The organism is Sphingomonas sp., from assembly GCF_036402235.1.
Lineage (GTDB): Bacteria > Pseudomonadota > Alphaproteobacteria > Sphingomonadales > Sphingomonadaceae > Sphingomonas.
Genome location: NZ_DASWTG010000062.1, coordinates 23261 through 43217 on the forward strand (window position 1 = coordinate 23261; position 19957 = coordinate 43217).

Annotated in this window: 19 protein-coding genes and 1 other RNA gene; 7 read left to right on the forward strand and 13 right to left on the reverse strand. The window is 67.6% G+C overall.

The genetic code is table 11. From position 1 onward, the window contains the following. Positions 1–33 precede the first annotated feature (33 nt). Positions 34–495, forward strand: coding sequence for a nuclear transport factor 2 family protein (locus tag VGD28_RS13220; RefSeq protein ID WP_331028815.1), 462 nt, complete (start codon positions 34–36; stop codon positions 493–495). Here the strand turns inward: VGD28_RS13220 and VGD28_RS13225 are convergent. From VGD28_RS13225 to VGD28_RS13270, 10 genes are all read right to left on the reverse strand, one after another. Continuing rightward, positions 475–1140, reverse strand: coding sequence for a ferritin-like domain-containing protein (locus VGD28_RS13225; RefSeq protein ID WP_331028816.1), 666 nt, complete (start codon positions 1138–1140; stop codon positions 475–477). The two genes, VGD28_RS13220 and VGD28_RS13225, sit on opposite strands and share 21 nt — an antisense overlap. A gap of 52 nt (positions 1141–1192) precedes the next feature. Then, on the reverse strand, positions 1193–2146 hold the full coding sequence (locus tag VGD28_RS13230; protein WP_331028817.1) for an NAD(P)-dependent oxidoreductase: 954 nt from the start codon (positions 2144–2146) through the stop codon (positions 1193–1195). A 35-nt stretch (positions 2147–2181) separates the two neighbouring features. After that, positions 2182–2585, reverse strand: an RNA gene (gene rnpB, locus VGD28_RS13235) — RNase P RNA component class A. A gap of 239 nt (positions 2586–2824) precedes the next feature. Then, complete coding sequence (locus tag VGD28_RS13240; protein WP_331028818.1) at positions 2825–3226, reverse strand: hypothetical protein; 402 nt, start codon at positions 3224–3226, stop codon at positions 2825–2827. Beyond that, complete coding sequence (ilvD, locus tag VGD28_RS13245) at positions 3207–4928, reverse strand: dihydroxy-acid dehydratase (protein WP_331028819.1); 1722 nt, start codon at positions 4926–4928, stop codon at positions 3207–3209. The genes VGD28_RS13240 and ilvD overlap by 20 nt, the downstream gene beginning before the upstream one ends. Before the next feature lie 11 nt (positions 4929–4939). Further along, complete coding sequence (locus VGD28_RS13250) at positions 4940–5671, reverse strand: N-formylglutamate amidohydrolase (RefSeq protein ID WP_331028820.1); 732 nt, start codon at positions 5669–5671, stop codon at positions 4940–4942. Then, on the reverse strand, positions 5668–6396 hold the full coding sequence (locus tag VGD28_RS13255; RefSeq protein WP_331028821.1) for an enoyl-CoA hydratase/isomerase family protein: 729 nt from the start codon (positions 6394–6396) through the stop codon (positions 5668–5670). The genes VGD28_RS13250 and VGD28_RS13255 overlap by 4 nt, the downstream gene beginning before the upstream one ends. Positions 6397–6580: 184 nt before the next feature. After that, positions 6581–7408: a 4-(cytidine 5'-diphospho)-2-C-methyl-D-erythritol kinase gene (locus VGD28_RS13260; protein ID WP_331028832.1), complete on the reverse strand. Its 828-nt coding sequence runs from the start codon at positions 7406–7408 to the stop codon at positions 6581–6583. Continuing rightward, positions 7405–8982, reverse strand: a complete 1578-nt coding sequence (locus VGD28_RS13265) for a tetratricopeptide repeat protein (RefSeq protein WP_331028822.1) — start codon at positions 8980–8982, stop codon at positions 7405–7407. The genes VGD28_RS13260 and VGD28_RS13265 overlap by 4 nt, the downstream gene beginning before the upstream one ends. Before the next feature lie 49 nt (positions 8983–9031). After that, positions 9032–10693 carry an electron transfer flavoprotein-ubiquinone oxidoreductase gene (locus tag VGD28_RS13270; protein ID WP_331028823.1) on the reverse strand — a complete coding sequence of 554 codons (1662 nt, stop codon included), beginning with the start codon at positions 10691–10693 and terminating at the stop codon, positions 9032–9034. 117 nt (positions 10694–10810) lie between these two features. Here VGD28_RS13270 and VGD28_RS13275 point away from each other — a divergent pair, with 117 nt between their 5' ends. The 4 genes from VGD28_RS13275 to VGD28_RS13290 are packed head-to-tail and all read left to right on the forward strand — an operon-like array spanning position 10811 to position 14432. Next, positions 10811–11545 carry a uracil-DNA glycosylase gene (locus VGD28_RS13275; RefSeq protein ID WP_331028833.1) on the forward strand — a complete coding sequence of 245 codons (735 nt, stop codon included), beginning with the start codon at positions 10811–10813 and terminating at the stop codon, positions 11543–11545. Further along, a complete protein-coding gene (locus VGD28_RS13280) occupies positions 11545–13329 on the forward strand; it encodes a lytic transglycosylase domain-containing protein (RefSeq protein ID WP_331028824.1) in 1785 nt (594 codons plus the stop codon). The genes VGD28_RS13275 and VGD28_RS13280 overlap by 1 nt, the downstream gene beginning before the upstream one ends. Beyond that, positions 13319–13846, forward strand: a complete 528-nt coding sequence (gene moaB / locus VGD28_RS13285; RefSeq protein ID WP_331028825.1) for a molybdenum cofactor biosynthesis protein B — start codon at positions 13319–13321, stop codon at positions 13844–13846. The genes VGD28_RS13280 and moaB overlap by 11 nt, the downstream gene beginning before the upstream one ends. A 25-nt stretch (positions 13847–13871) precedes the next feature. Next, on the forward strand, positions 13872–14432 hold the full coding sequence (locus tag VGD28_RS13290) for a DedA family protein (protein WP_331028826.1): 561 nt from the start codon (positions 13872–13874) through the stop codon (positions 14430–14432). Between the two features lie 3 nt (positions 14433–14435). On the opposite strand, the gene VGD28_RS13295 is transcribed toward VGD28_RS13290, so the two are convergent. Beyond that, on the reverse strand, positions 14436–15008 hold the full coding sequence (locus VGD28_RS13295) for a helix-turn-helix domain-containing protein (RefSeq protein ID WP_331028827.1): 573 nt from the start codon (positions 15006–15008) through the stop codon (positions 14436–14438). Positions 15009–15153: 145 nt separating this feature from the next. Between VGD28_RS13295 and VGD28_RS13300 the strand changes: the two genes are divergently transcribed. Next, entirely contained in the window at positions 15154–16365 is a 1212-nt protein-coding gene (locus VGD28_RS13300) for an MFS transporter (RefSeq protein ID WP_331028828.1), read from the forward strand. Here VGD28_RS13300 and VGD28_RS13305 read toward each other — a convergent pair. Further along, positions 16362–17906: a tetratricopeptide repeat protein gene (locus VGD28_RS13305; protein WP_331028829.1), complete on the reverse strand. Its 1545-nt coding sequence runs from the start codon at positions 17904–17906 to the stop codon at positions 16362–16364. The two genes, VGD28_RS13300 and VGD28_RS13305, sit on opposite strands and share 4 nt — an antisense overlap. Positions 17907–18115: 209 nt before the next feature. After that, positions 18116–19318 carry an MFS transporter gene (locus tag VGD28_RS13310; RefSeq protein ID WP_331028830.1) on the reverse strand — a complete coding sequence of 401 codons (1203 nt, stop codon included), beginning with the start codon at positions 19316–19318 and terminating at the stop codon, positions 18116–18118. Between the two features lie 142 nt (positions 19319–19460). Between VGD28_RS13310 and VGD28_RS13315 the strand changes: the two genes are divergently transcribed. Next, the gene (locus VGD28_RS13315; RefSeq protein ID WP_331028831.1) at positions 19461–19901 is read left to right on the forward strand and encodes an MAPEG family protein; all 441 of its coding nucleotides are present in this window, start codon (positions 19461–19463) and stop codon (positions 19899–19901) included. Positions 19902–19957 lie beyond the last annotated feature (56 nt).

Sequence of the window (19957 nt, forward strand, 5' to 3'; positions counted from 1 at the left end):
GCCCTCACTGTATTATTAAAATAATACAGCTCTATGAGCATCCCAGTGAACATGATCGCCGCTCTCGCTCTGTCGGTCGCCGGCGCTCCTCCCGCAGAGGATAGCGTCCTGGCAGCCGACGCGGCGTTCTGGCGCGCCTTCAATCAATGCGATGCGGAGGCGATGGGCAAGCTGCTCGCCGCGGACATCGAATTCTATCATGACAAGACCGGACTGACGCAGGGCCGGGATGCCGTGGTGCTATCGCTGATGAAGGGCCCGTGCGGGACGCCGGGGCTGCATGTGCGGCGCGAGGTCGTCGCGGATAGCGTCGCGGTCGATCCGGTGCCGGGCCATGGTGCGATCGTGACCGGCGTCCACCGCTTCTACGCAAAGCAGGGACAGGCAGCCGAACGGCTGGACGGCGATGCACGGTACGCGGTGGTATGGCGCAAGACGGGCGCGCGATGGGAAATGCGGCGCGTACTGAGCTATTCACATCGTCCCGCGCAGTGAAATCTCCTGCGAATCCGCCCACTCGTCCCGCCGTTTCAGCCACGGGTTCAGAAACAGGACCGGCAGCTTGAAGAACAGCAGCTCGGAATGGATGAATCCGTCGATCGCGCGCTCCCACCATCGCGGGTCGCGCTTGCCATGAGCCTTGAGCCAGCCGTCATAGGGTGCCCAATGGCTCGGCTCGTCGCGATGGATCACCTCGAAGATGCGCACCAGCGCGCGGTCGTGGCGCACCAGCGGGTGGCGCAGCAGGATCTCGACCTGGCGAAAGCCGCGCTGCTCGGTGAGCGAGATCACGCGGCATAGTTTCTCGAACAGTTCGTCGCGCGCGATCACGGCGTTGGTGTCGAGATCGTCGATCGTCCGGCGGAACATGATCTCGACGAAGCGATCGATATGGCCGCAGGTACGATCGACCCTAAGCGGCATCTCGCCCCGCAGCTCGAACCAGCGCTTGAACATCGCATAGTGCTTGTGCTCGTCGGCACGATGCTTCTCGATCGCGGCGATCAGCGCGTGATCGTCGGGGGAGCGCGCGCGCACCGCCTCCAGCACGCGATCGATGCTCGTGTAACCGCGATGCTCGTTATAGATGTATATCGAGCAGAGAAGGTCCAGATAGCGGCGGCGGAACCACGCGATCATCGCGCGATGCTACGCCTGTCCGGAACCTCCTACAAGCGAGCGATCGGGGCGATCAGGCTACCTCTTTCGGCGAGACATAATCCGCGTCATGCTCGAAGGGCAGCGGGGACCCGTCGCGCAGGGCGGCAAGGATCTCGGGAAAGCCCGTCTCGAAGCGGAAACCCAGCTCGCGCGTGATCCGTCCGCTGTCATAGACCCGCCCGATGCGCTCTGGCAGCACCCAGCCGCGCGCCGCGTAGAGGTCCGGCGCTTCGGGAAACGCGCGCGCGATCACTGCGGCGGCATCGTGCTTGAGCTTCGCCACGTCCGCGCGCGTAAACGGCGTCGGCGCGGAGACGATATAGGTGCCGAAGCCGACCTCCGGCGCCTTCTCCAGCGCCGCGAGATGCGCGCGCGCGGCATCTTCGACCGTCAGGCGGCGATGCAGGAACTCATTGGCCTTGAGGTTCTCGCCCGGCGGGTGGCTGTGGGTGTCGTCCTCCTCGGGGAAGAAACGGCCGGTGCGCAGGACGATGCTGCTCAGGCCATGCTCGGCGTGGAACAGGCGGCAGAGCTGCTCGGCGGCGTATTTGGTGACGCCGTAGATGTTGCGCGGCTCGATCGGGCCGCTGTCCTCGTCGAGCCACACCGCGGCGTCGCCCGCCTCGTCGCGGATCGCCTGGCTGATCATCAGCGAGGTGGTGGAGGTGAAGACGAAGCGGTCATGCCCAGCGCGCACCGCGGCCTCGAGCAGGTTCAGCGTTCCGGTAACGTTGACGTCGACAAAGGCCTGCTTCGAATAGCGCGCGATATCGGGCTTGTGCAGTGCGCCGCCATGAATGACCGCCTCGACTCCCTGCTCGCCGAAGACGCGCTCGATCAGCCGGGCATCGGCAACCGTGCCGATCACGGCGGTATCCGCGCCCGGCGCGACGTCAAGGCCGGTGACGCGGTGCCCTGCCTCACGAAGCATGGGCGCGAGATAGCGGCCGAGCCAGCCGGACGAGCCTGTCAGAAGAATATGCATGGCGGCGGAACTAGCTCGTCCGCGTCCACAACGAAAGTGCCAGAGGGCCTGTAAGCCGGGTTCTGTCCACGCGGCCCTTTCCCTGGCGAGAGGTGCACGCGATGGGCGGCCATTCCTCTAGCCCCGGACTTGCGTCCGGGGTCAAGCAATCAACCCGGGCCGCGGGACGGAACACCCCATATGCGGCCCCTATTCGATCTTGCTCCCGGTGGGGTTTGCCGTGCCGCTTCCGTTGCCGGTCGCGCGGTGCGCTCTTGCCGCACCCTTTCACCCTTGCTCCTGCCCCGAAGGACGGTGAGCGGTCTGCTCTCTGTGGCACTTTCCCTGACCGCGGCCGAAGCCGAAGCCGCCGGGCGTTACCCGGCACCGTGTTTCCGTGGAGCCCGGACTTTCCTCGGCCCCGGACTTGATCCGGGGACGCGGCCGCCCGGCCCTCTGACCCGGTCGAGATAGGAGGAAAGTGGGCGAGGTGCAAATCGGGGTCCCGCATGGTCGTGCATTCCCAGAAGAAAGAAATTTGTTCACGCGAAGGCGCGAAGACGCGAAGAGGCGGCGCCGCCGCGTCAGCGGCTCACAATTTTCCGCTCATTCCGCTTGGCGCAGCGTTTGGTGGAATTCGGGCGCTTCGCGCTGGGCGAGACCTCTTCGCGTCTTCGCGCCTTTGCGTGAACGAACTTTCTACTTCCCCTTCACTGTCGCCGGCAGGCGATAGCGCGCATCATCGATCGCCACCTCGATCGTCCCGTCGCCGACGACCGACACCGTCGCCTGCCGCGCCCCATCCGCCGCGACGACGCCCCGCCCGTCGGTGGTGACGCGCAGGCGGTGGAATCCGCCATCGGGGTGTCGGATGGTCAGGATCAGCCCGTCCTGCGTGCGCCCGCGCTCGATCGTGCAGCCCGTGGTGAACTCCGCCGCACCACCGGTCGCGCATGGGATGCGCCCCTCCGCCTCGGCGCGCGCGAGGTCCGCCTTCTCGCGCTGCGCACGCTCGGCGTCGGTCTCGACCTTGGTGCCACAGGCGGTGAGCGACAGCAGGGCCGCGCTCACCGCCAGCGTCTTAGATATCGGCGTAGACATGCTTTTCGGACTTCGCCCCCGGATGCGTCACCGCACCCTTATAGGCAGGTCCGACATTCTGCGCATAGCGCCACAATGCCCCGGATTGATACGCATTCTCGCGCGGTTGCCAGCGCGATCGGCGTTCGGCGAGCACCTCCTCGGCCACGAGCAGGTCGATCGTCCCCGCCTCGGCATCGATGCGGATCGTGTCGCCATCCTCGACCAGCGCGATCGGGCCGCCCTCCGCCGCCTCCGGACCGACATGGCCGATGCAGAAGCCGCGCGTCGCGCCCGAGAAGCGCCCGTCGGTGATCAGCGCGACCTTCTCGCCCATGCCCAGGCCATAGAGTGCCGCGGTGGTCGACAGCATCTCGCGCATGCCGGGGCCGCCCTTGGGGCCTTCGTAGCGGATGATGACGACCTCACCCTCCTGGATCTCCCGCTTCTCGACCGCCTCGAACGCGTCCTCCTCGCAATCGAAGCAACGCGCCGGCCCTTCAAAGATCAACCGGCTCATGCCCGCGACCTTCACGATCGCGCCGTTGGGCGCCAGCGTGCCGCGCAGCCCGACCACCCCGCCGGTAGGGGTGATCGGCGTCTTGACGTCGTAGATCACCTTCTGGTCGGGGTTCCAGGTCACCTGATCGATATTCTCGCCCAGCGTCTTGCCGGTCACGGTCATGCAATCGCCGTACAGCAGCCCGTTCGCGAGCATCGATTTCATCAGCATGTAGACGCCGCCGGCTTCGTACATGTCCTTCGCGACATACTTGCCACCAGGTTTCAGATCAGCCGCATAAGGCGTTGATTTGAATACTTCGGCAACGTCGAACAAGTCGAAATCGATGCCCGCCTCGCTCGCCATGGCGGGAAGATGCAGCGCGCCGTTGGTCGATCCGCCGGTGGCGGCGACGATGCGCGCGGCGTTGATGAAGGCTTCGCGCGTGCAGATGTCGCGCGGGCGGATGTTGCGCTCGAGCAGTTCCATCACCTGATAGCCCGCGGCGACCGCGATCTGCTCGCGGCTGGTGTAAGGTGCCGGCACCATGTTGCTGTTGGGCAATGAAAGCCCGATCGCCTCTCCGACGCACGCCATGGTATTGGCGGTGTACTGCCCGCCGCACGCACCGTGGCCGGGGCACGCGACCTTCTCGAGCGCATGGACTTCGCTGATCGGGCAGGTGCCGGCGGCGAACTTGCCGACCACCTCGAACACGTCGACCACGGTGACGTCGCGGTCCTGGTAGCGGCCGGGCAGGATCGAACCGCCATAGACGAAGATCGACGGAATGTTCAGGCGCAGCATCGCCATCATCATCCCGGGCAGCGACTTGTCGCAGCCCGCAAAGCCGACCAGCGCATCATAGCAATGGCCGCGCACCGACAGCTCGACCGAATCCGCGATCACCTCGCGGCTGACCAGCGAGGACTTCATCCCCTGATGGCCCATCGCAATGCCGTCGGTAACGGTGATCGTATTGAAGCGGCGTGGCATGCCGCCATTGTCGATCACGCCCTTGCGCGCGGCATCCGCCTGCGCGTCGAGCGTGGTGTTGCACGGCGCGCTGTCGTTGCCGGCGCTGGCGAGCGCGACGAAGGGCTTGGCGATATCCTCCTCGGAAATCCCCATGGCATAATAGTAGCTGCGGTGCGGGGCACGCTCGGGACCGACGGACACGTGGCGCGACGGCAGGCGGGACTTGTCGAAACGATTGGTCATGGCGCGAACGCCTATGTCGCCGGAGGCCCCGTTCGCGCAAGTCTGTTGCGCACGTCTTTTACTATCGAAGCCAGAAGCTGCGCCCAATGCGCAACACCGGCAGCATCGCCGATCAGGTCGTTGCGGATCTCGATGCCGAGATAAGGGATGCCGTTCGCCTCCGCATGCCGGTTCATCGTCGCGTTGAGCAAGCGGCCAGAATAGGGCTGATTGTCGCCGGTGACGACTCCCGCCGTCTCAAGAAGGCCGATGCCGACCCGCGCTGCGCGCGTATCGCGGTTGTAGAGGATGCCGATCTCCCACGGCCGCTCCGGGCCGTCATGCTGCTCCAGGCGCGGGGTGAAGCTGTGGACCGAGATCAGCAGCTTCGGACGGCGCGTCCGGATCGCGTCGGCGATGGCGCGGTGATAGGGGGCATGAAAGCGTGCGATGCGCCCGCCGCGATCCACTCCGCCATTGCCGTGGATCGCGTGCCCGTCGCTGACATGCGGGATCAGCCCGGCGCTGTCCGGCTCGCGGTTGAGATCGATCACCAGCCGCGAAACGGTGGCGAGGATCGCCGGGGCGCCGAGTTGCCCGGCGAGCGCTTCGCTCACCGCCGCGGCGCCGATATCGACGGCGATGTGCTTGTCGAGCAACCCGGGTTCGATCCCCAGATCAACGCCATCGGGCACGGCGTTGGACGCATGATCGCACAGGATCAGCACATCCGCGGCACCGTCGATGAAATGCGCGACGCTCATCTCTTGCCCTCCAGAAACCCGTGGAGGCGGGCCGAGAAGGCGGCTGAACCAAAGGCATCGTCGAACGCCCGGACATGCGCTGCGCCCGCCGGATCGCGCAGCACCGCTTTGAGCGCGCGCACCGCCTCAGGCACATTCGCGGCGATCGCGTTGGCGAGCTCGTGCGCGACAGGCTGGGCGTGCGCGACGCGGCGATGCGCCAGCCCGATCCGCGCCGCCTCGTCGGCGTCGATCCGCGTGCCGGTGAACAACATCAGCCCCGCCTGCCCCTCGCCCACCCGTGCGCTCAGCCGGACGACGTCGCCCGCAGGATAGGTCAGGCCGAGTTTGGCAGGCGTTGTCGCGAACACAGCGGCGTCGCCCGCCAGCACGATATCGCATGCCAGCGTCACCGCCACCGCAGCGCCGAAACAGCCGCCATCGACCGCGGCGATCACTGGCATCGGAAGCGCCGCCACCGCCTCGATCGCCGCCGCCATCGCCTCCCGGAAACGGACGCGCAGGGCCGGCTGAACGACGAGATCGCGGAATTCGGCGAGATCCGCGCCAGCGGAAAAGACACCCGGCATGGCCGAACGCAGAATCACCGCCCGCGCTTCCGAGGCGGCGATCTCTGCGGCAGCAGCGGCCAGTGCCTCCCATCCGGTGATTGGAATGGCGTTGCGCGCGCCGCCGCGATCGAGCGTCAGGATCGCGATATGGTCATGGAGTTGCCAGCCGATCATGGCCGCTGGCCCTGATGGCGAGGATAGCGCCCGCCCGCCGAAGCGAGCGGGGGCCATCCACGGGCGTTTCGCTCCCGGCGCCTGACCCGCATGCAGACCAAAGCAAGTCCGGGGCCAATTCCACCGCCCCAGAGGGGAGCTGACACCGGCGTTCCCTTCTGCATCAAAATGGCACAGAAAACTGTCACGACAGTGCCGTTTCGAGACGCCACCAGCCGGGATGGCCGGCCCTCACGGCCGCGGCGGCCGCACCCCGGGCTGCGGGCTTGTCGAACAGGGCGAAGCAGGTCGCGCCCGATCCGGACATGCGGACGAGAGCAACTCCCGGCTGCGCTGCGAGCAATGCGAGCACGTCGCCGATGACCGGGGCGATCGCCCGTGCGGGCGGCTCGAGATCGTTGCGCCCCGCCCGTGCCGTCGCGAGCAGATCGCTCGCGCCCAGCGCACCGCGATCGATCCCGTCCCAACGGCGGAACACTTCCGCCGTGGAGACGGCAACGCCCGGATTGACCAGCAGCACCGGCATCCCCGGAGCGCCCTCCACCGGCTCTAGCCGCTCACCACGCCCGCGCCCGATCGCGGTCCGGCTGTAGAGACAGGCGGGCACGTCCGAGCCCAGCGCATCGGCGCAGGCGAACAGCCGGGGATCGGCGAGGGCGATGCCGTGGCGCCGGGCGAGCAGCCGCAGAGTGGCGGCGGCATCGGCCGATCCGCCGCCCAGCCCCGAGGCGACGGGCAACCGCTTGGTCAGCGTGATGCGACCCCGCGCCTCCACATCGAAAGCCTCGGCAAAGCGTTCGGCGGCGCGCGTCACCAGATTGTCGCCCTTCCCCGCCAGCTCGCTCGCAAATGGGCCGTCCACCTCGAAACCCTCGCCCTCGCTCAGGGTCACCGTGTCTCCATCCGCGACAAAGGCGAACAGCGTCTCCAGCTCGTGATACCCATCCTCCCGCCGCCGCCGCACGTGCAGCGCCAGGTTGAGCTTGGCCGGTGCAGGCTCGGTCAGGGTCAGTTTGCCGCGGTCCTCTGGCCGGGCGCGCGTGTTTCCAGGCCGTCGGCAAGCTTGACCGACAGCCGGGACTTCTGCTCGCCCTCGGCATAGATCGCGGCTGCGCTCCACGCATAGCGCGCCTCGAACCGCCGCCCGATCTTCCAATAGGCGTCGCCAAGATGCTCGTTGATCGTCGCGCTGCCCGGCTCGCCCTGCGCGGCCCGCTCCAGCAAGGGCAGCGCCTTCGCGACATCGCCCTGGCGGAAATAGGCCCAGCCGAGCGAATCGGTGATCGCCGCATCGTCGGGCCGCAACTTGCTCGCGCGTTCCAGCAGCGCCGCCGCCTCGGCCAGATTCTCGCCGCGCTCGATCTGCGCATAGCCCAGATAGTTGAGCGCCACCGGCTGCTCGGGCGCAAGCTCCACAGCCTTTCGCAAATGCGGCAATGCGGCGTCCCATTTCCCCGCGCGCTCAAGCGCGCCGCCGAGCTGAAGGTGGTTGATCCAGGTCGCCTGATCGCCCGCCCGCGCCAGCGCCCTGGCAAAGACCTCCGCCCCTTCTGCCTCCCGGCCCTGCTCGACGAGCAGATCGGCGTAGCGCTGCAGGTCGGCCACGCTCGCGCCGGGCGCATTGGCCAGCGAGGCCGCGAGCGCCAGCGCGCCCGCCACGTCGCCGCGCTTGCTGCGCACGGCGACACGCTCGCTCAGCGCGGCAGGGAAGAAGGCGCTGTCCTTCTTCACCGCATCGAGCGCGCCGAGTGCACGCTCATAGGCTCGCTCTCCCGCCAGCGCTTCGGCGAGCAACAGCCGTGCGCGGTCGTCGGCGGGGTCGAGCAGCAATGCCGAGCGGGTAAGCAGGATCGACAACGCCTGGGTTTCCTGGCCCGCAAGGTCCGCAGCGAGCCGGGTGAACGCGCGGCTCGCCCCGAACATCGCGCTGGGCTTCGGCGCCTTCTTCAGACGCGCACGCAACCGCGACAGCACTGGATCGTCACCGGCGAGCAGCGACAATGCGATGTCGCGCTTGCCCTTCGCGGCCAGCAACGTCGCCGCGTTCCAGCGCAGATCGATGCTGCCGGGATCGGCGCCAACCGCCGCGCGCAGGGCTGCAACCCCGTCCTCGGTGCGGTTCGACGCGATCAGCAGCAGCGCGCGATGCTCAGCGATATAGCGGCGACTCAGCCCGCTCTCGTTCGCCTTGTCGAACAGCGGCATCGGATCGACGCCGCGATCGAAGGCGAGCCACGCGCGCAGCACCGGCGCCAGGAAATCGAGCGGTCCGGCGCCGATCCTCCCCAGCGCATCGTCCGCCGCCGCCATGTCCCGCCGGCGTAGCGCTTCGGAGAAATCGAGGACCGAGACGTCCGCCGGCGCGACATCGGATCGCGTCAATATGGCGGCAGCGCGCTGGGCGAGCGCCATGTCCCCCGCCGCCAGCGCGTTGCGATAGGCGCGGATCGCGATCACCTCGTCGCCGGGCGCGGCCGCCATCGCGGTGGCATAGCCCGCCGCGGCCACGTCCACCGCCCCCTGCTCCGCCGCCGCCCGTGCGCGGACATAGGCGCGCGCATCGGCCAGCGCGGCGCTGGGAAGCACCAGCCCGGCAAAAACCAGTCCGAACGGGGCCAGCGGAACGATCAGGCGCCTACATGTTGGGATAATTCGGTCCTCCGCCGCCCTCGGGCACCACCCAGTTGATGTTCTGGGTCGGGTCCTTGATGTCGCACGTCTTGCAGTGGACGCAATTCTGCGCGTTGATCACGAACTTCGGCATCCCTTCCGCCTCGCCCACGATCTCGTAGACGCCCGCCGGACAATAACGCTGCGCCGGCTCGTCGTACATGGGCAGATCATATTCGACCGGGATGTCAGGATCCTTGAGCGTCAGGTGGATCGGCTGATCCTCCTCGTGATTGGTGTTCGACAGGAACACCGAGGAGAGGCGGTCGAAGCTCAGCACGCCGTCGGGCTTGGGATAGTTGATCGGCTGGACCAGGTCCTTGCGCCACAGGCTCTCATGATCGGGCTTGTGGCCCATGGTGAAGGGCATCTTGATGCCCCAGCTCTCGAGGAACATGGTGACGTTGGCCAGGCCCGACCCGATCAGGTCGCCGAACTTCTTGACCAGCGGGACCACGTTGCGGACGACGCTCAGCTCCTTGTGGAGCCAGCTCTCGCGGAACGCCTCCGGATAGGCGGTCAGCTCGTCGCCCGAGCGGTCAGCCTGCACCGCCGCGAAAGCCGCCTCGGCCGCCATCATGCCGCTCTTCATCGCACCATGCGTGCCCTTGATCCGCGGCACGTTGAGGAAGCCCGCGCTGTCGCCGATCAGCACGCCGCCGGGGAAGGTCAGCTTGGGGATCGACTGCAGCCCGCCGTCGCTGATCGCGCGCGCGCCGTAGGAGACACGCTTGCCTCCCTTCAGGATCTCCGCGATCGCCGGGTGGGTCTTCCAGCGCTGCATCTCGTGGAATGGCGAGAGATAGGGGTTGGTGTAGTTGAGCCAGGTCACGAATCCGAGCGCCACCTGCCCGTTGGCCTGGTGGTACAGGAACCCGCCGCCGTTCGATCCGCGCGTCTCGTTCAAGGGCCAGCCCTGGGTGTGGATCACCCGGCCCGGCTCGTGCAACGCGGGGTCGATGTCCCACAGCTCCTTGATGCCGATGCCGTAGATCTGCGGCTCGACGCCCTCGCACAGGTTGAACTGGCGCTGGAGCTGCTTGGAGAGATGCCCGCGCACGCCCTCGCCGAAGAAGGTATAGCGTGCGTGAAGCTCGAGGCCCGGCTGATAGTCGGGCTTGTGCGTGCCGTCGCGCGCCACGCCCATGTCGCCGGTCGCGACGCCCTTCACCGACCCGTCCTCATTGTAGAGGATTTCCGCGGCCGCGAAGCCCGGGAAGATCTCGACCCCCAGTCCCTCGGCCTGCTCGGCCAGCCAGCGGCAGAGGTTGCCGAGGCTGCCGGTATAGGTGCCCTTGTTGTGCATGAAGCCGGGCATGATGAAGTGGGGCACGTCCCACTTGCCTTTCTTGGACAACAGCCAGTGCTGGTTGTCGTTCACCGGCACCTGCGCCAGCGGGCAGCCCTGCTCGCGCCATTCGGGCAGCAGCTCATCGAGCGCCCTGGGATCGATCACCGCGCCCGACAGGATGTGTGCGCCGACCTCGGACCCTTTCTCGAGGATGCACACGCTGATCTCGCCGCCCGCCTCGGCGGCAAGCTGCTTCAGCCGGATCGCGGCGGAAAGGCCCGCAGGCCCGGCTCCGACGATCACGACGTCGTATGGCATCGACTCGCGTTCGCTCACTCTTCGTCTCCCCTCGGGGACTCGTCCTGCACATGTCGTCGCATCTGCGGCGCGTCCTGTCCCTCCCCCGATGGCGGTAGATTGACGGTGGCGTCAAGGCATGACTCTGTGAAACGCATGGGTATTGCGGGGGTTGTGGATTGGCGGGCCGAAGCCGCCAGCGCGCTGGAATGGTGGCGCGACGCGGGCGTGGACATGCTCGTGGACGAGGAACCGCGCGACTGGACTGCGCGGGAGGCCGCGCCTGCCGTAGCGTCGGGCGCCCCCCAGCCGGTGGCGTTCGCCGAACCCGAACCTGAAATCCCGCTTCCCGCCACGCTCGAGGCATTCATCGACTGGCGCTTCGGCAGCGGCGCGCCCGAATCGAACTGGGTCGAGCCGATCGTGCCCCCGACCGGGAACCCGGCGGCGCCGCTGATGGTGGTCACGGACTTCCCCGAATCGGAGGGGGGCGCGCCATCGCTGCTCTCCGGTCCCGCCGGACGGCTGTTCGACCGGATGCTGGCCGCGATCGGCCTCGACCGCGACTCCGTCTATTTTGCCCCGCTCTGCGCCGCACGACCGATCACCGGATCGGTCCCGCGTGAAGCCGAAGATCGGCTCGGCGAGCTGCTCCGCCATCATATCAGCCTTACCGCGCCGAAAAGGTTGTTGTTGCTGGGTCAGACGGTGAGCCGTGCGGTTATTGGGAGTGATGGCGGCCTGCAGCGGGGTCGTTTACAATCCGTTAACCAAGAGAATGGACAATCGCTGATGGTCGCGACCTTCCATCCGCGGTTCCTGCTGACCAGGCCCGCGGCGAAGGCCGACGCCTGGAAAGACCTGCAGTTGCTTCTCGAGGGGCAAGCCTAGTGAACCCGCGTATCCTGTTCGCCGCCACCGCAATCGCGCTGACCCTGCCCGCCGTCGCGCACGCCGCCGACGAGAAGGCGGCCGAACGCTTCGAGAAGCGCGAGGACAGCGATGGCGTCCCGGCGCAGCTCGACCGGTCGGAGCGCGAGGCCTATCGCGCGGTCTTCGCCGCAATCCGCGAAGCGCGTTGGGCCGACGCGCAGCTCCGCCTCGACGCGATGCGCCCCGGTTTGCTCCACGCCACCGCGCGCGCCGAGCTTTATCTCGCCAAGGGCTCTCCCAAGGCCGAGCTGCCGCAGCTGCTGGCCGTGCTTAACGAAGCACCCGAGCTTCCCCAGGCCGAGCAGCTCGCCCGCCTCGCCCGCACCCGCGGCGCGATCGAGCTTCCTTCACTCCCCGTCGCCCAGCGCATGGTGTGGCACAATGCCGCCCCCGCGCGCGTCCGCTACAAGACCACCCCCGCCTCCGACGCCGCCGCGATGCAGGTCGTGCTGGCGATGCAGCCGCTGATCAAGGCCGACGACGCCTCCGGTGCCGAAACGCTGATCGAGACGCGCGGCCCGGAGCTGTCGCCCGAAGTCCTCACCGAATGGCGCCAGCGCGTCGCCTGGATGTACTATACCACCGGCCGCGATGCCGATGCACGCCGCGTCGCCGCCAAGGCGCAGGCGGGCAGCGGCGAATTCGCCCCACTCGCCGACTGGGTCCAGGGCCTCGCCGCGTGGCGGCAGAAGGATTGCGCCGCGGCTCAGGCGGCCTTCACCTCGGTCGCGCAGCGCGCCGCGGATACCGAGAAGCGCACCGCCGGCCTCTATTGGGCCTCACGCGCCGACATGGCATGCGGCCGCCCCGACCTTGTCAGCGCGCGGCTCAGGAATGCCGCGCAGCACAGCGAGACCTTCTACGGCCTGCTCGCGCGTCAGGCGCTGGGCATGAAGGAAGCGCCATCGCGACCCGAGAAGTTCGTGTCGTCGGACTGGAAGGCGATCGAGCGCCGCCCTAACGTCCGCGTCGCCGCCGCGCTGGTCGAGATCGGCGAGGACAATCTCGCCTCCGACGTGATCCGGCACCAGGCGAAGATCGGCGACGCGCGAGAGCATGCCGCGCTGACCCGCCTCGCCGCGCAGCTCGCGCTGCCCGCGACGCAGCTCTGGCTGACCCATAACTGCCCGCCGGGCGCGAGCCCGCTCGAGGAAGCGCGCTATCCCGCGCCCGACTGGACCCCCGATGGCGGCTGGCGCATCGACAAGTCGCTGGTGTTCGCCCACACGCTCCAGGAATCGCGCTTCAACCGCACGATCGAGAGCCCCGCGGGCGCCTATGGCCTGATGCAGATCAAGAGCGGCGCGGCGATGGACGTGAGCCGGCGCCGCGGCGTCACCATCGGCCGCAGCGATCTCTCGCGCCCCTCGACCAACATGGAAGTCGGCCAGTCCTATATCGAGCAGCTGCGCGACCAGAGCTTCACCGGCGGCCTGCTGCCCAAGGTGATCGCGGCATACAATGCGGGGCCGACGCCGGTGACCAACTGGAATTACCAGATCCGCGATAATGGCGATCCTTTGCTCTATATCGAGAGCATCCCCTATTGGGAGACGCGCGGCTACGTGATGACCGTGCTGCGCAACTATTGGATGTACGAGAAGAATGACGGCCGCGACAGCGCGAGCCGGTCGGCGATCGCGCAGGGGCTGTGGCCCAAGGTACCGGGCCGCAATGGCGGCGGCGCGGTGCGCATGCAGGCTTCGACCGCCAGCGTGGCGAGCACCGTCAGTGCCAATTGACCCCGAAGCCGCGTTCCGCCCAGTGCGGATCGCGGTGCTCACCGTCTCCGACACCCGCACGCATGAGAACGACAAGTCCGGCGACGCGCTGGTCGAATTGTTCACAGGCGCCGGCCACGCGCTCGCCGACCGCGCGATCGTCGCCGACGACCCTGATCTTATCGTCGGCAAACTCCACGCCTGGATCGACGATCCCCAAGTGGATTGCGTGATCACGACAGGCGGCACGGGGGTTACCGGCCGCGACGTGACGCCCGAGGCATTGGAACGCGTCGCCGACAAGATGATCCCGGGCTTTGGCGAGCTGTTCCGGTTCCTGAGCTACGCCAAGATCGGCACCTCCACGATCCAGTCGCGCGCCACCGCCTGCGTCGCACGTGGGACCTATATCTTCGCGCTTCCCGGCTCGACCGGCGCGGTGCGCGACGGGTGGGAGGGCATTCTCGCCCACCAGCTCGACAGCCGCCACAAGCCCTGCAACTTCGTCGAGCTGATGCCGCGGCTTATGGAACGCTAGATCGCGCGAAGCACGGGGGCCGCCGATGGAATCCTTCCTCGCTGAATATGGGGCGCTCGCGATCCTCGTCAGCGCGTTGTTCCAGGGCGAGCTGGCGGTGGCGATGGGCGGCGTCCTCGTCCACCAGGACGTCGTGTCGGCGGCCGGGGCGGTCGGCGCGGGATCGATCGCCGCCTTCTCGTCGAGCCAGGGATTCTTCTTTCTGGGCCGCAGCCTGCGCAACTACCGCTTTGTCCGGCGGATGATGGCACGGCCGAGCTTTGCACGCGCCAAATCTTTGTTCGAGCGGCACCCCAGCGGTTTCGTGTTCGGCTATCACTTCATCCCCGGATTTCAGGCGATCAGCCCGCTTGCGATCGGCACGACCGCGATCAGCGGGGCGCGTTTCGCGGTCCTCAACGCGATCGCGTCGTTCATCTGGGCCAATTCCTTCACCGGTCTCGGCTATGCCCTTGGCAACAGCATGGAATTCGTGCTGGGCGAGCTGCGGCTTATCGAGCATCTGCTGCTCGGGCTCGCCGCCATACTGGCGCTCTTCCTGATCGCTCGCTGTCTGGCGCATCGCTGGACGCGGGCGCGCCACTGACGCTCAATCGCGGCGCAGCAGCCCCTCCAGCATCGCCTTGAAAGCCGGAATCGCGCGGCGTGAGGTGGCAGCCGGATCGGAGGAATTGGCGATCCACATCGCCGCGTCGGTCGATGCGCCGGAGATCATCCGTGCCGCCGCCTCGGCGTCGATCTCGGCGCGCACCACCCCATCGCCCTGCAACTGCTCGATATGGCCGCGGATCGATGCGATGCAGGCCAGCGCGCTCGGCCAGCTCGCGGGATCGCCCAGCACGGCCGGGCCATCACGCAGCATGATCCGCTGCACCTCGGGCTCCAGCGCAAGCTCGACATAGCCGATATTCTCCAGCACCAGCCCGTCCCAGCGGCTGGTGGCCGCGGCGGTGATCGCCGCCAGCCGCTCCGCCATCTCGGCATCAATCTGTGCGATCACCGCTTCCAGCAGCCCCTGCTTGCTGCCGAAATGATGGTAGAGCGCACCGCGCGTCAGCCCGGCCGCCGCGGTCAGATCGTCCATCGACGCTTCGGCATAGCCATGTTCGGCAAATGCCTTGCGCGCGGCCGCGATCAGCTTTGCGCGGGTTTCGGCGATCATTTCCGGGCGCGATCGGCGCGACATCTTATCCTCGAAAAAATCCCGAGCAGTGCATTGACATACGGAGCGTATGTCACCACCTGCTCGCATACGAGATGTATGTAAGTCGTGAAGACCTGCATATCCAGTGATGAGAGTTCGAGCCATGTTCGCAGCCTATCGCGAGATTTTCCGCGCTCCGGGGACGAAGGGCTTTGCCGCCGCCGGGTTCGTCGCCCGCCTGCCCATCGCGATGGCGCCGATCGGTATCGTGACGATGATGGCGCAATCGGGCAGCGGCTACTGGCTGGCTGGCGCGGTCGCCGCGACCTTCACGCTGACCAACGCCTTCGCCGCGCCGCAGATTTCGCGGCTGGTCGACCGTTACGGGCAGAGCCGCCTGCTGGTGCCGGCCACGACCGTCGCGGTCCTCGCCTTCACGCTGCTGATGCTCGCCACGCGCTTCGACTGGCCGGCCTGGTCGCTGTTCGCCTCCGCGCTCGCCGCCGCCGCGATGCCCAGCATGCCGGCGATGGTCCGCGCGCGCTGGACCGAGATCTTCCGCGACAGGCCCGAGCTCAACACCGCATCCGCCTTTGAATCGGTGGCAGACGAGCTCGTCTATATCGCGGGCGCCTCGCTCTCGGTGGGCCTCAGCGTCGCGCTCTTCCCCGAAGCGGGCGTGCTGGTCTCGACCCTGCTGCTCGCCGGCGGGATGGCCGCCTTCGTGCTCCAGCGCGCCACCGAACCCCGGGTACGCGCTGTCGAGGGAGGGCCGCACCGCTCCGCCATCCTGCTGCGCCCGGTGCAGCTCGTCACCCTCGCGCTGATCTTCGTCGGATCGATCTTCGCGACGGCCGAAGTCACCACCGTCGCACTGACCCGTGACCTGGGCCAGCCGGGCGCGGCCAGCCTGGTGATCGGCGTCTATGCGATCGGTTCGTTCGTCGTCGGGCTGATCCTCGGCGCGCTCAACCTGCGCTTTGCGCTGCATCGCCAGCTGCTGGTGGTGCTCGCCATATTGTTGCTCACCACCCTGCCCTTGCTGCTGGTCGGCAGCGTACCCGCGCTCGCCGTAGCGATCTTCGTCAGCGGCGTCGCGGTCTCGCCCACCTTCATCACCGCCTTCGGCCTTGTCGAGCGGCGCGTCCCGCCCGAGGTGCTGACCGAAGGCGTGACTTGGGTGATGACCGGGATCGGCATCGGCATGGCGCTGGGGGCGTTCGTCGCCGGCTGGGTGGTCGACAAGTTCGGCGCGCAGAACGGCTTCTGGGTCTCGGTCGCGGCCGCGGTGCTCGCGCTGCTGGTGACCGCGCTCGGCCAGCACGCGCTCGGCAGCGAGCGAGAGGCCGGTGCGCCGGCAGTCAGCCCGGCCTAGCGCCCCCCACGCATCGCTGCGACGGCCTGCCGCTCCGGAGCCGTCATCCGCTGCTCGAGCGCGGCAAGCGCCCGAGGCGCGGCGGAATGGCCCGCCCGCGCCGCCGCGTGCAGCCACGACCAGGCGTGCGGCACGTCCCTGGCGCCGCCTTCGCCGCGTACCATCATCGCGGCAAGGTTGAACATCCCGTCGCGATCGCCCTGCTTCGCGGCCGCCTCGAACCAGCGCCGCGCGGTCGCATCGTCCTTGGCGAGCTGCTTGCCTTCGTAGAAATAGGTGCCGATCGCCACCTGCGCTGCCGGATCGCCGAGCAGCGCCGCGCCCTTGTAGAGCACGATCGCACGCTTGGGGTCGGGCGCGGTTTCCTCGCCCAAATCATAGGCGCGGGCGAGCGCATAGAGCGCACCCGGATGCTCGGCCCGGGCCGCAGCCTTGTACCAGGTGAACGCCGTCTTCTTGTCCACCGGCACGCCCTCGTCACCGGCATAGAGCAGCTCGGCCAGCGCGAACTGCGCGCTCGCATGGCCGAAAGCGGCGCCCTTGCGATACCAGGACATCGCCTTCTTCGCGTCGCGCGGCATGCCGGTGCCGGCGTAATAAAGGTCGCCGATCACCTTGGCCGCGGCGATATGCCCTACATCATAGGCGCGCTCATACCATTTCCGCGCCTCCTCCGGGTTCCTCGCCACCGGCCCGAACCCCGCGCGATAGATATTGCCGAGCATCACCGCCGCTTCGCCCACCGCGGTGTTCCGGTCGGGCTGCAACGGATCGAAGACCGGGGTTTCCAGCACGGCATTGAACGGCGCCTCCGCCGCCTTCCGCAGCCATCTGACGCCCTCGATCGGATCGGACTTGTTCCCCAGGCCCTGCAGATTGAGCTTGCCGATGAACAGCGCCGCCTCGTCCCCGCCTTCGTTGAGCTGCAGCTTCTGCTCGGCCTTGCGAAACCATTCGAGGGATTCGGGATAGCGGCCCTGATCGAACAGCGCGAAGGCCATCGGCAGCGTCTCGTCCCGGCGTGCGATCATCGCACGGCCGCCCGCGCCGACGCTACTGCCGCGGCTGAAGGCCGCGCGGCACGCGCCGATCGCGGCATCGCGGTTCATCGATTGCCCCACTTCCCGGTCCGCAACCGAAGTGTCGTTCGCCGCCGCGACCGCCTCGGTGACGTCCGGGAACTGCGTCGCCGGCCCCTCCGGGCTATAGACCGGGTCGATCACGCCAAACCGGGACTTTGTGAGATCGGGCAGCGGTGAACCGGCGGGCACCTTTGGCGGCGCGGCATAGTTCGGGTTCCGCGGCAACCGCGTAGGCAGCAGGATGCGCGGCGCCATGAAGGGATCGCCCTTCGCCGCATCGAGCTGGGCTCGAAAGAAGGGGTCGCGCGCCAGCGCCTCGCAGGTCGCGGATCGCGGTGCCTCGGCGCCAGGCATGCGCTGCCCCGTCACCGTCACATCATTCCCGGAACGCTCCTGCGCACTCGCCATATGGCCCGCGACGAGAAGCAACACCGCAAGTCCCGCTGCCCTGTATCGCATCGCGCCTTCACTCCCCCATTGCGGCACTCACCCACCAAATGGGACGTTATCGCAATATCTGATCCATACCGTTGAATAGGGGATGAATGGAAGGGTGCATTAGCCGCACCACTGGATCAGCGCGCCGAGCAGCACATCGGGACCGGCCGCCTGCCACAGCCACCAGCCGCCGGCCAGCACGGTCGCCAGCAAGATGACGCCTAGCGCCTTCATGCTGCCGCCTCGCGCAGGCGCTGCACCGGCCGGTCCGGGATCGGCATGTGCACCAACGCGGCCATGAAGCCGAGCACGACCGAAGCCGCCCAGATGCTGTCGTAGCTTCCTGTCAGATCGAACATCAGCCCCGCGCTCCACGCGCCGAAGAAGCTGCCGACCTGATGGCTCAGGAACACGATCCCATACAGCGTCGAGAGATAGCGGATGCCGAAGATCTGCCCGATCAGCCCGCTGGTGAGCGGCACGGTGCCGAGCCACAGAAAGCCCATCGCCGCGGCGAAGGCGAGCGCGGTGAACGGCGTCAGCGGCAGCGCCAGGAAGGCGATCATCACCACGCTGCGCGCCGCATAGAGGCCGCTCAGCAGGTATTTCTTGCTGCGCTTGTCGCCCCACATGCCGAACAGATACGAGCCGAAGATGTTGAACAGCCCGACGAGCGCCAGCGCGTTGGCGCCGATCGACAGGCCAAGCCCCTTGTCGGTGAGATAGGCGGGGAAATGCGTCGCGATGAATGCGATGTGGAATCCGCAGACGAAGAAACCGGCGTTGAGCAGCCAGAATCCGCGATGCCCCACGGCCTCGCGCAACGCTTCCTTGAGCGACTGGCCTGGCGCATCACCAGTGGCGGCCTGCACGGCGGGCTTGCCCGCAACGCCGATCGCCAGCACCAGCATCACCGCGACGATCCCGGCCATCGCCACCAGCGCCATCCGCCAGCCCAGCTCGCCGATCAGCAGCTGGCCGGTCGGCACGAGCAGGAACTGGCCGAGCGATCCGCCCGCGGTGACGATGCCGAACGCCATGCTGCGCTTCTCGGGCGGCACCGCGCGTCCGACCGCACCGAGCACCACGACGAAGGTGGTGGCCGACAACGCCATGCCGATCAGCACACCGAATGAGAGGTGCAGCCCGATCGCGCTGGTCGCCAGCGAGGCGCCGATCAGGCCCGCGATATAGACGAGCGTGCCGGCCGCGACGACGCGTCCCGCGCCATGCTTGTCGCCCAATGCGCCGACAAAGGGCTGGACGAGGCCGAACAGCAAATTCTGCAGCGCCAGCGCGAGGCCGAAGCTCGACCGGCCGATGCCGAGGCTGACGCTCATGTCGGGGAGGAACAGGCCGAACGCCTGGCGCACGCCCATCGCGAGGGTGACGATGATCGCCGCGGCGGCGATGACGATGGATGCGCGCTTCATTCCACTCCCCCTGCCAGCGGACAGGCGCCCTATATCGTGCGCCGTCTGCCAGTTTCCATGCCCTATGCGTTTTGAAACGAAATCTTTCCAAGCGGCGCATACTGGTGCAGCTTCGCCTGCACGATTTCGGGGAGGACAATCGATGCAGGCACAAATTCTGGGACCGGTGATCGTGCTGGTCGGCTGGTCGCTGGTGATGTGGGTGTGGCTCTATGCGCGCCGCATCCCGGCGATGAAGGCCGCCAAGATCGATATCGGCAAGCTCACCGGCGGCACCGGCCCTGATCTCAAGCAGATCGTCCCCCCCAGGAGCCAATGGCCCGCGGACAATTACAACCACCTGATGGAACAGCCGACGATCTTCTACGCGATCTGCCTGACGCTCGCGCTGATGGGTCAGGGCGATGGCGCCAACGCCACGATCGCCTGGGCCTATGTCGTCCTGCGCGTCGCCCACAGCCTGGTGCAGGCGACGATCAACCGCGTCATGCTGCGCTTCACCCTCTTCACGTTGGCGACAATCCCACTGCTGATGCTTACCGTCCACGCCGCGATGGCGTTCTGGGAGGTGAGCTTCCATTGAATCCATTCCTCCCCCTCCGGGGGAGGTGGCGTCGCGACGCGACGACGGAGGGGCCG

Coding starts and splice junctions, on each gene's coding strand:
- VGD28_RS13220 (WP_331028815.1), top strand. CDS start 34: ATGAGCATCCCAGTGAACATGATCGCCGCTCTCGCTCTGTCGGTCGCC.
- VGD28_RS13225 (WP_331028816.1), bottom strand. CDS start 1,140: ATGATCGCGTGGTTCCGCCGCCGCTATCTGGACCTTCTCTGCTCGATA.
- VGD28_RS13230 (WP_331028817.1), bottom strand. CDS start 2,146: ATGCATATTCTTCTGACAGGCTCGTCCGGCTGGCTCGGCCGCTATCTC.
- VGD28_RS13240 (WP_331028818.1), bottom strand. CDS start 3,226: ATGTCTACGCCGATATCTAAGACGCTGGCGGTGAGCGCGGCCCTGCTG.
- ilvD (WP_331028819.1), bottom strand. CDS start 4,928: ATGACCAATCGTTTCGACAAGTCCCGCCTGCCGTCGCGCCACGTGTCC.
- VGD28_RS13250 (WP_331028820.1), bottom strand. CDS start 5,671: ATGAGCGTCGCGCATTTCATCGACGGTGCCGCGGATGTGCTGATCCTG.
- VGD28_RS13255 (WP_331028821.1), bottom strand. CDS start 6,396: ATGATCGGCTGGCAACTCCATGACCATATCGCGATCCTGACGCTCGAT.
- VGD28_RS13275 (WP_331028833.1), top strand. CDS start 10,811: ATGGGTATTGCGGGGGTTGTGGATTGGCGGGCCGAAGCCGCCAGCGCG.
- VGD28_RS13290 (WP_331028826.1), top strand. CDS start 13,872: ATGGAATCCTTCCTCGCTGAATATGGGGCGCTCGCGATCCTCGTCAGC.
- VGD28_RS13295 (WP_331028827.1), bottom strand. CDS start 15,008: ATGATCGCCGAAACCCGCGCAAAGCTGATCGCGGCCGCGCGCAAGGCA.
- VGD28_RS13300 (WP_331028828.1), top strand. CDS start 15,154: ATGTTCGCAGCCTATCGCGAGATTTTCCGCGCTCCGGGGACGAAGGGC.
- VGD28_RS13305 (WP_331028829.1), bottom strand. CDS start 17,906: ATGCGATACAGGGCAGCGGGACTTGCGGTGTTGCTTCTCGTCGCGGGC.
- VGD28_RS13310 (WP_331028830.1), bottom strand. CDS start 19,318: ATGAAGCGCGCATCCATCGTCATCGCCGCCGCGGCGATCATCGTCACC.
- VGD28_RS13315 (WP_331028831.1), top strand. CDS start 19,461: ATGCAGGCACAAATTCTGGGACCGGTGATCGTGCTGGTCGGCTGGTCG.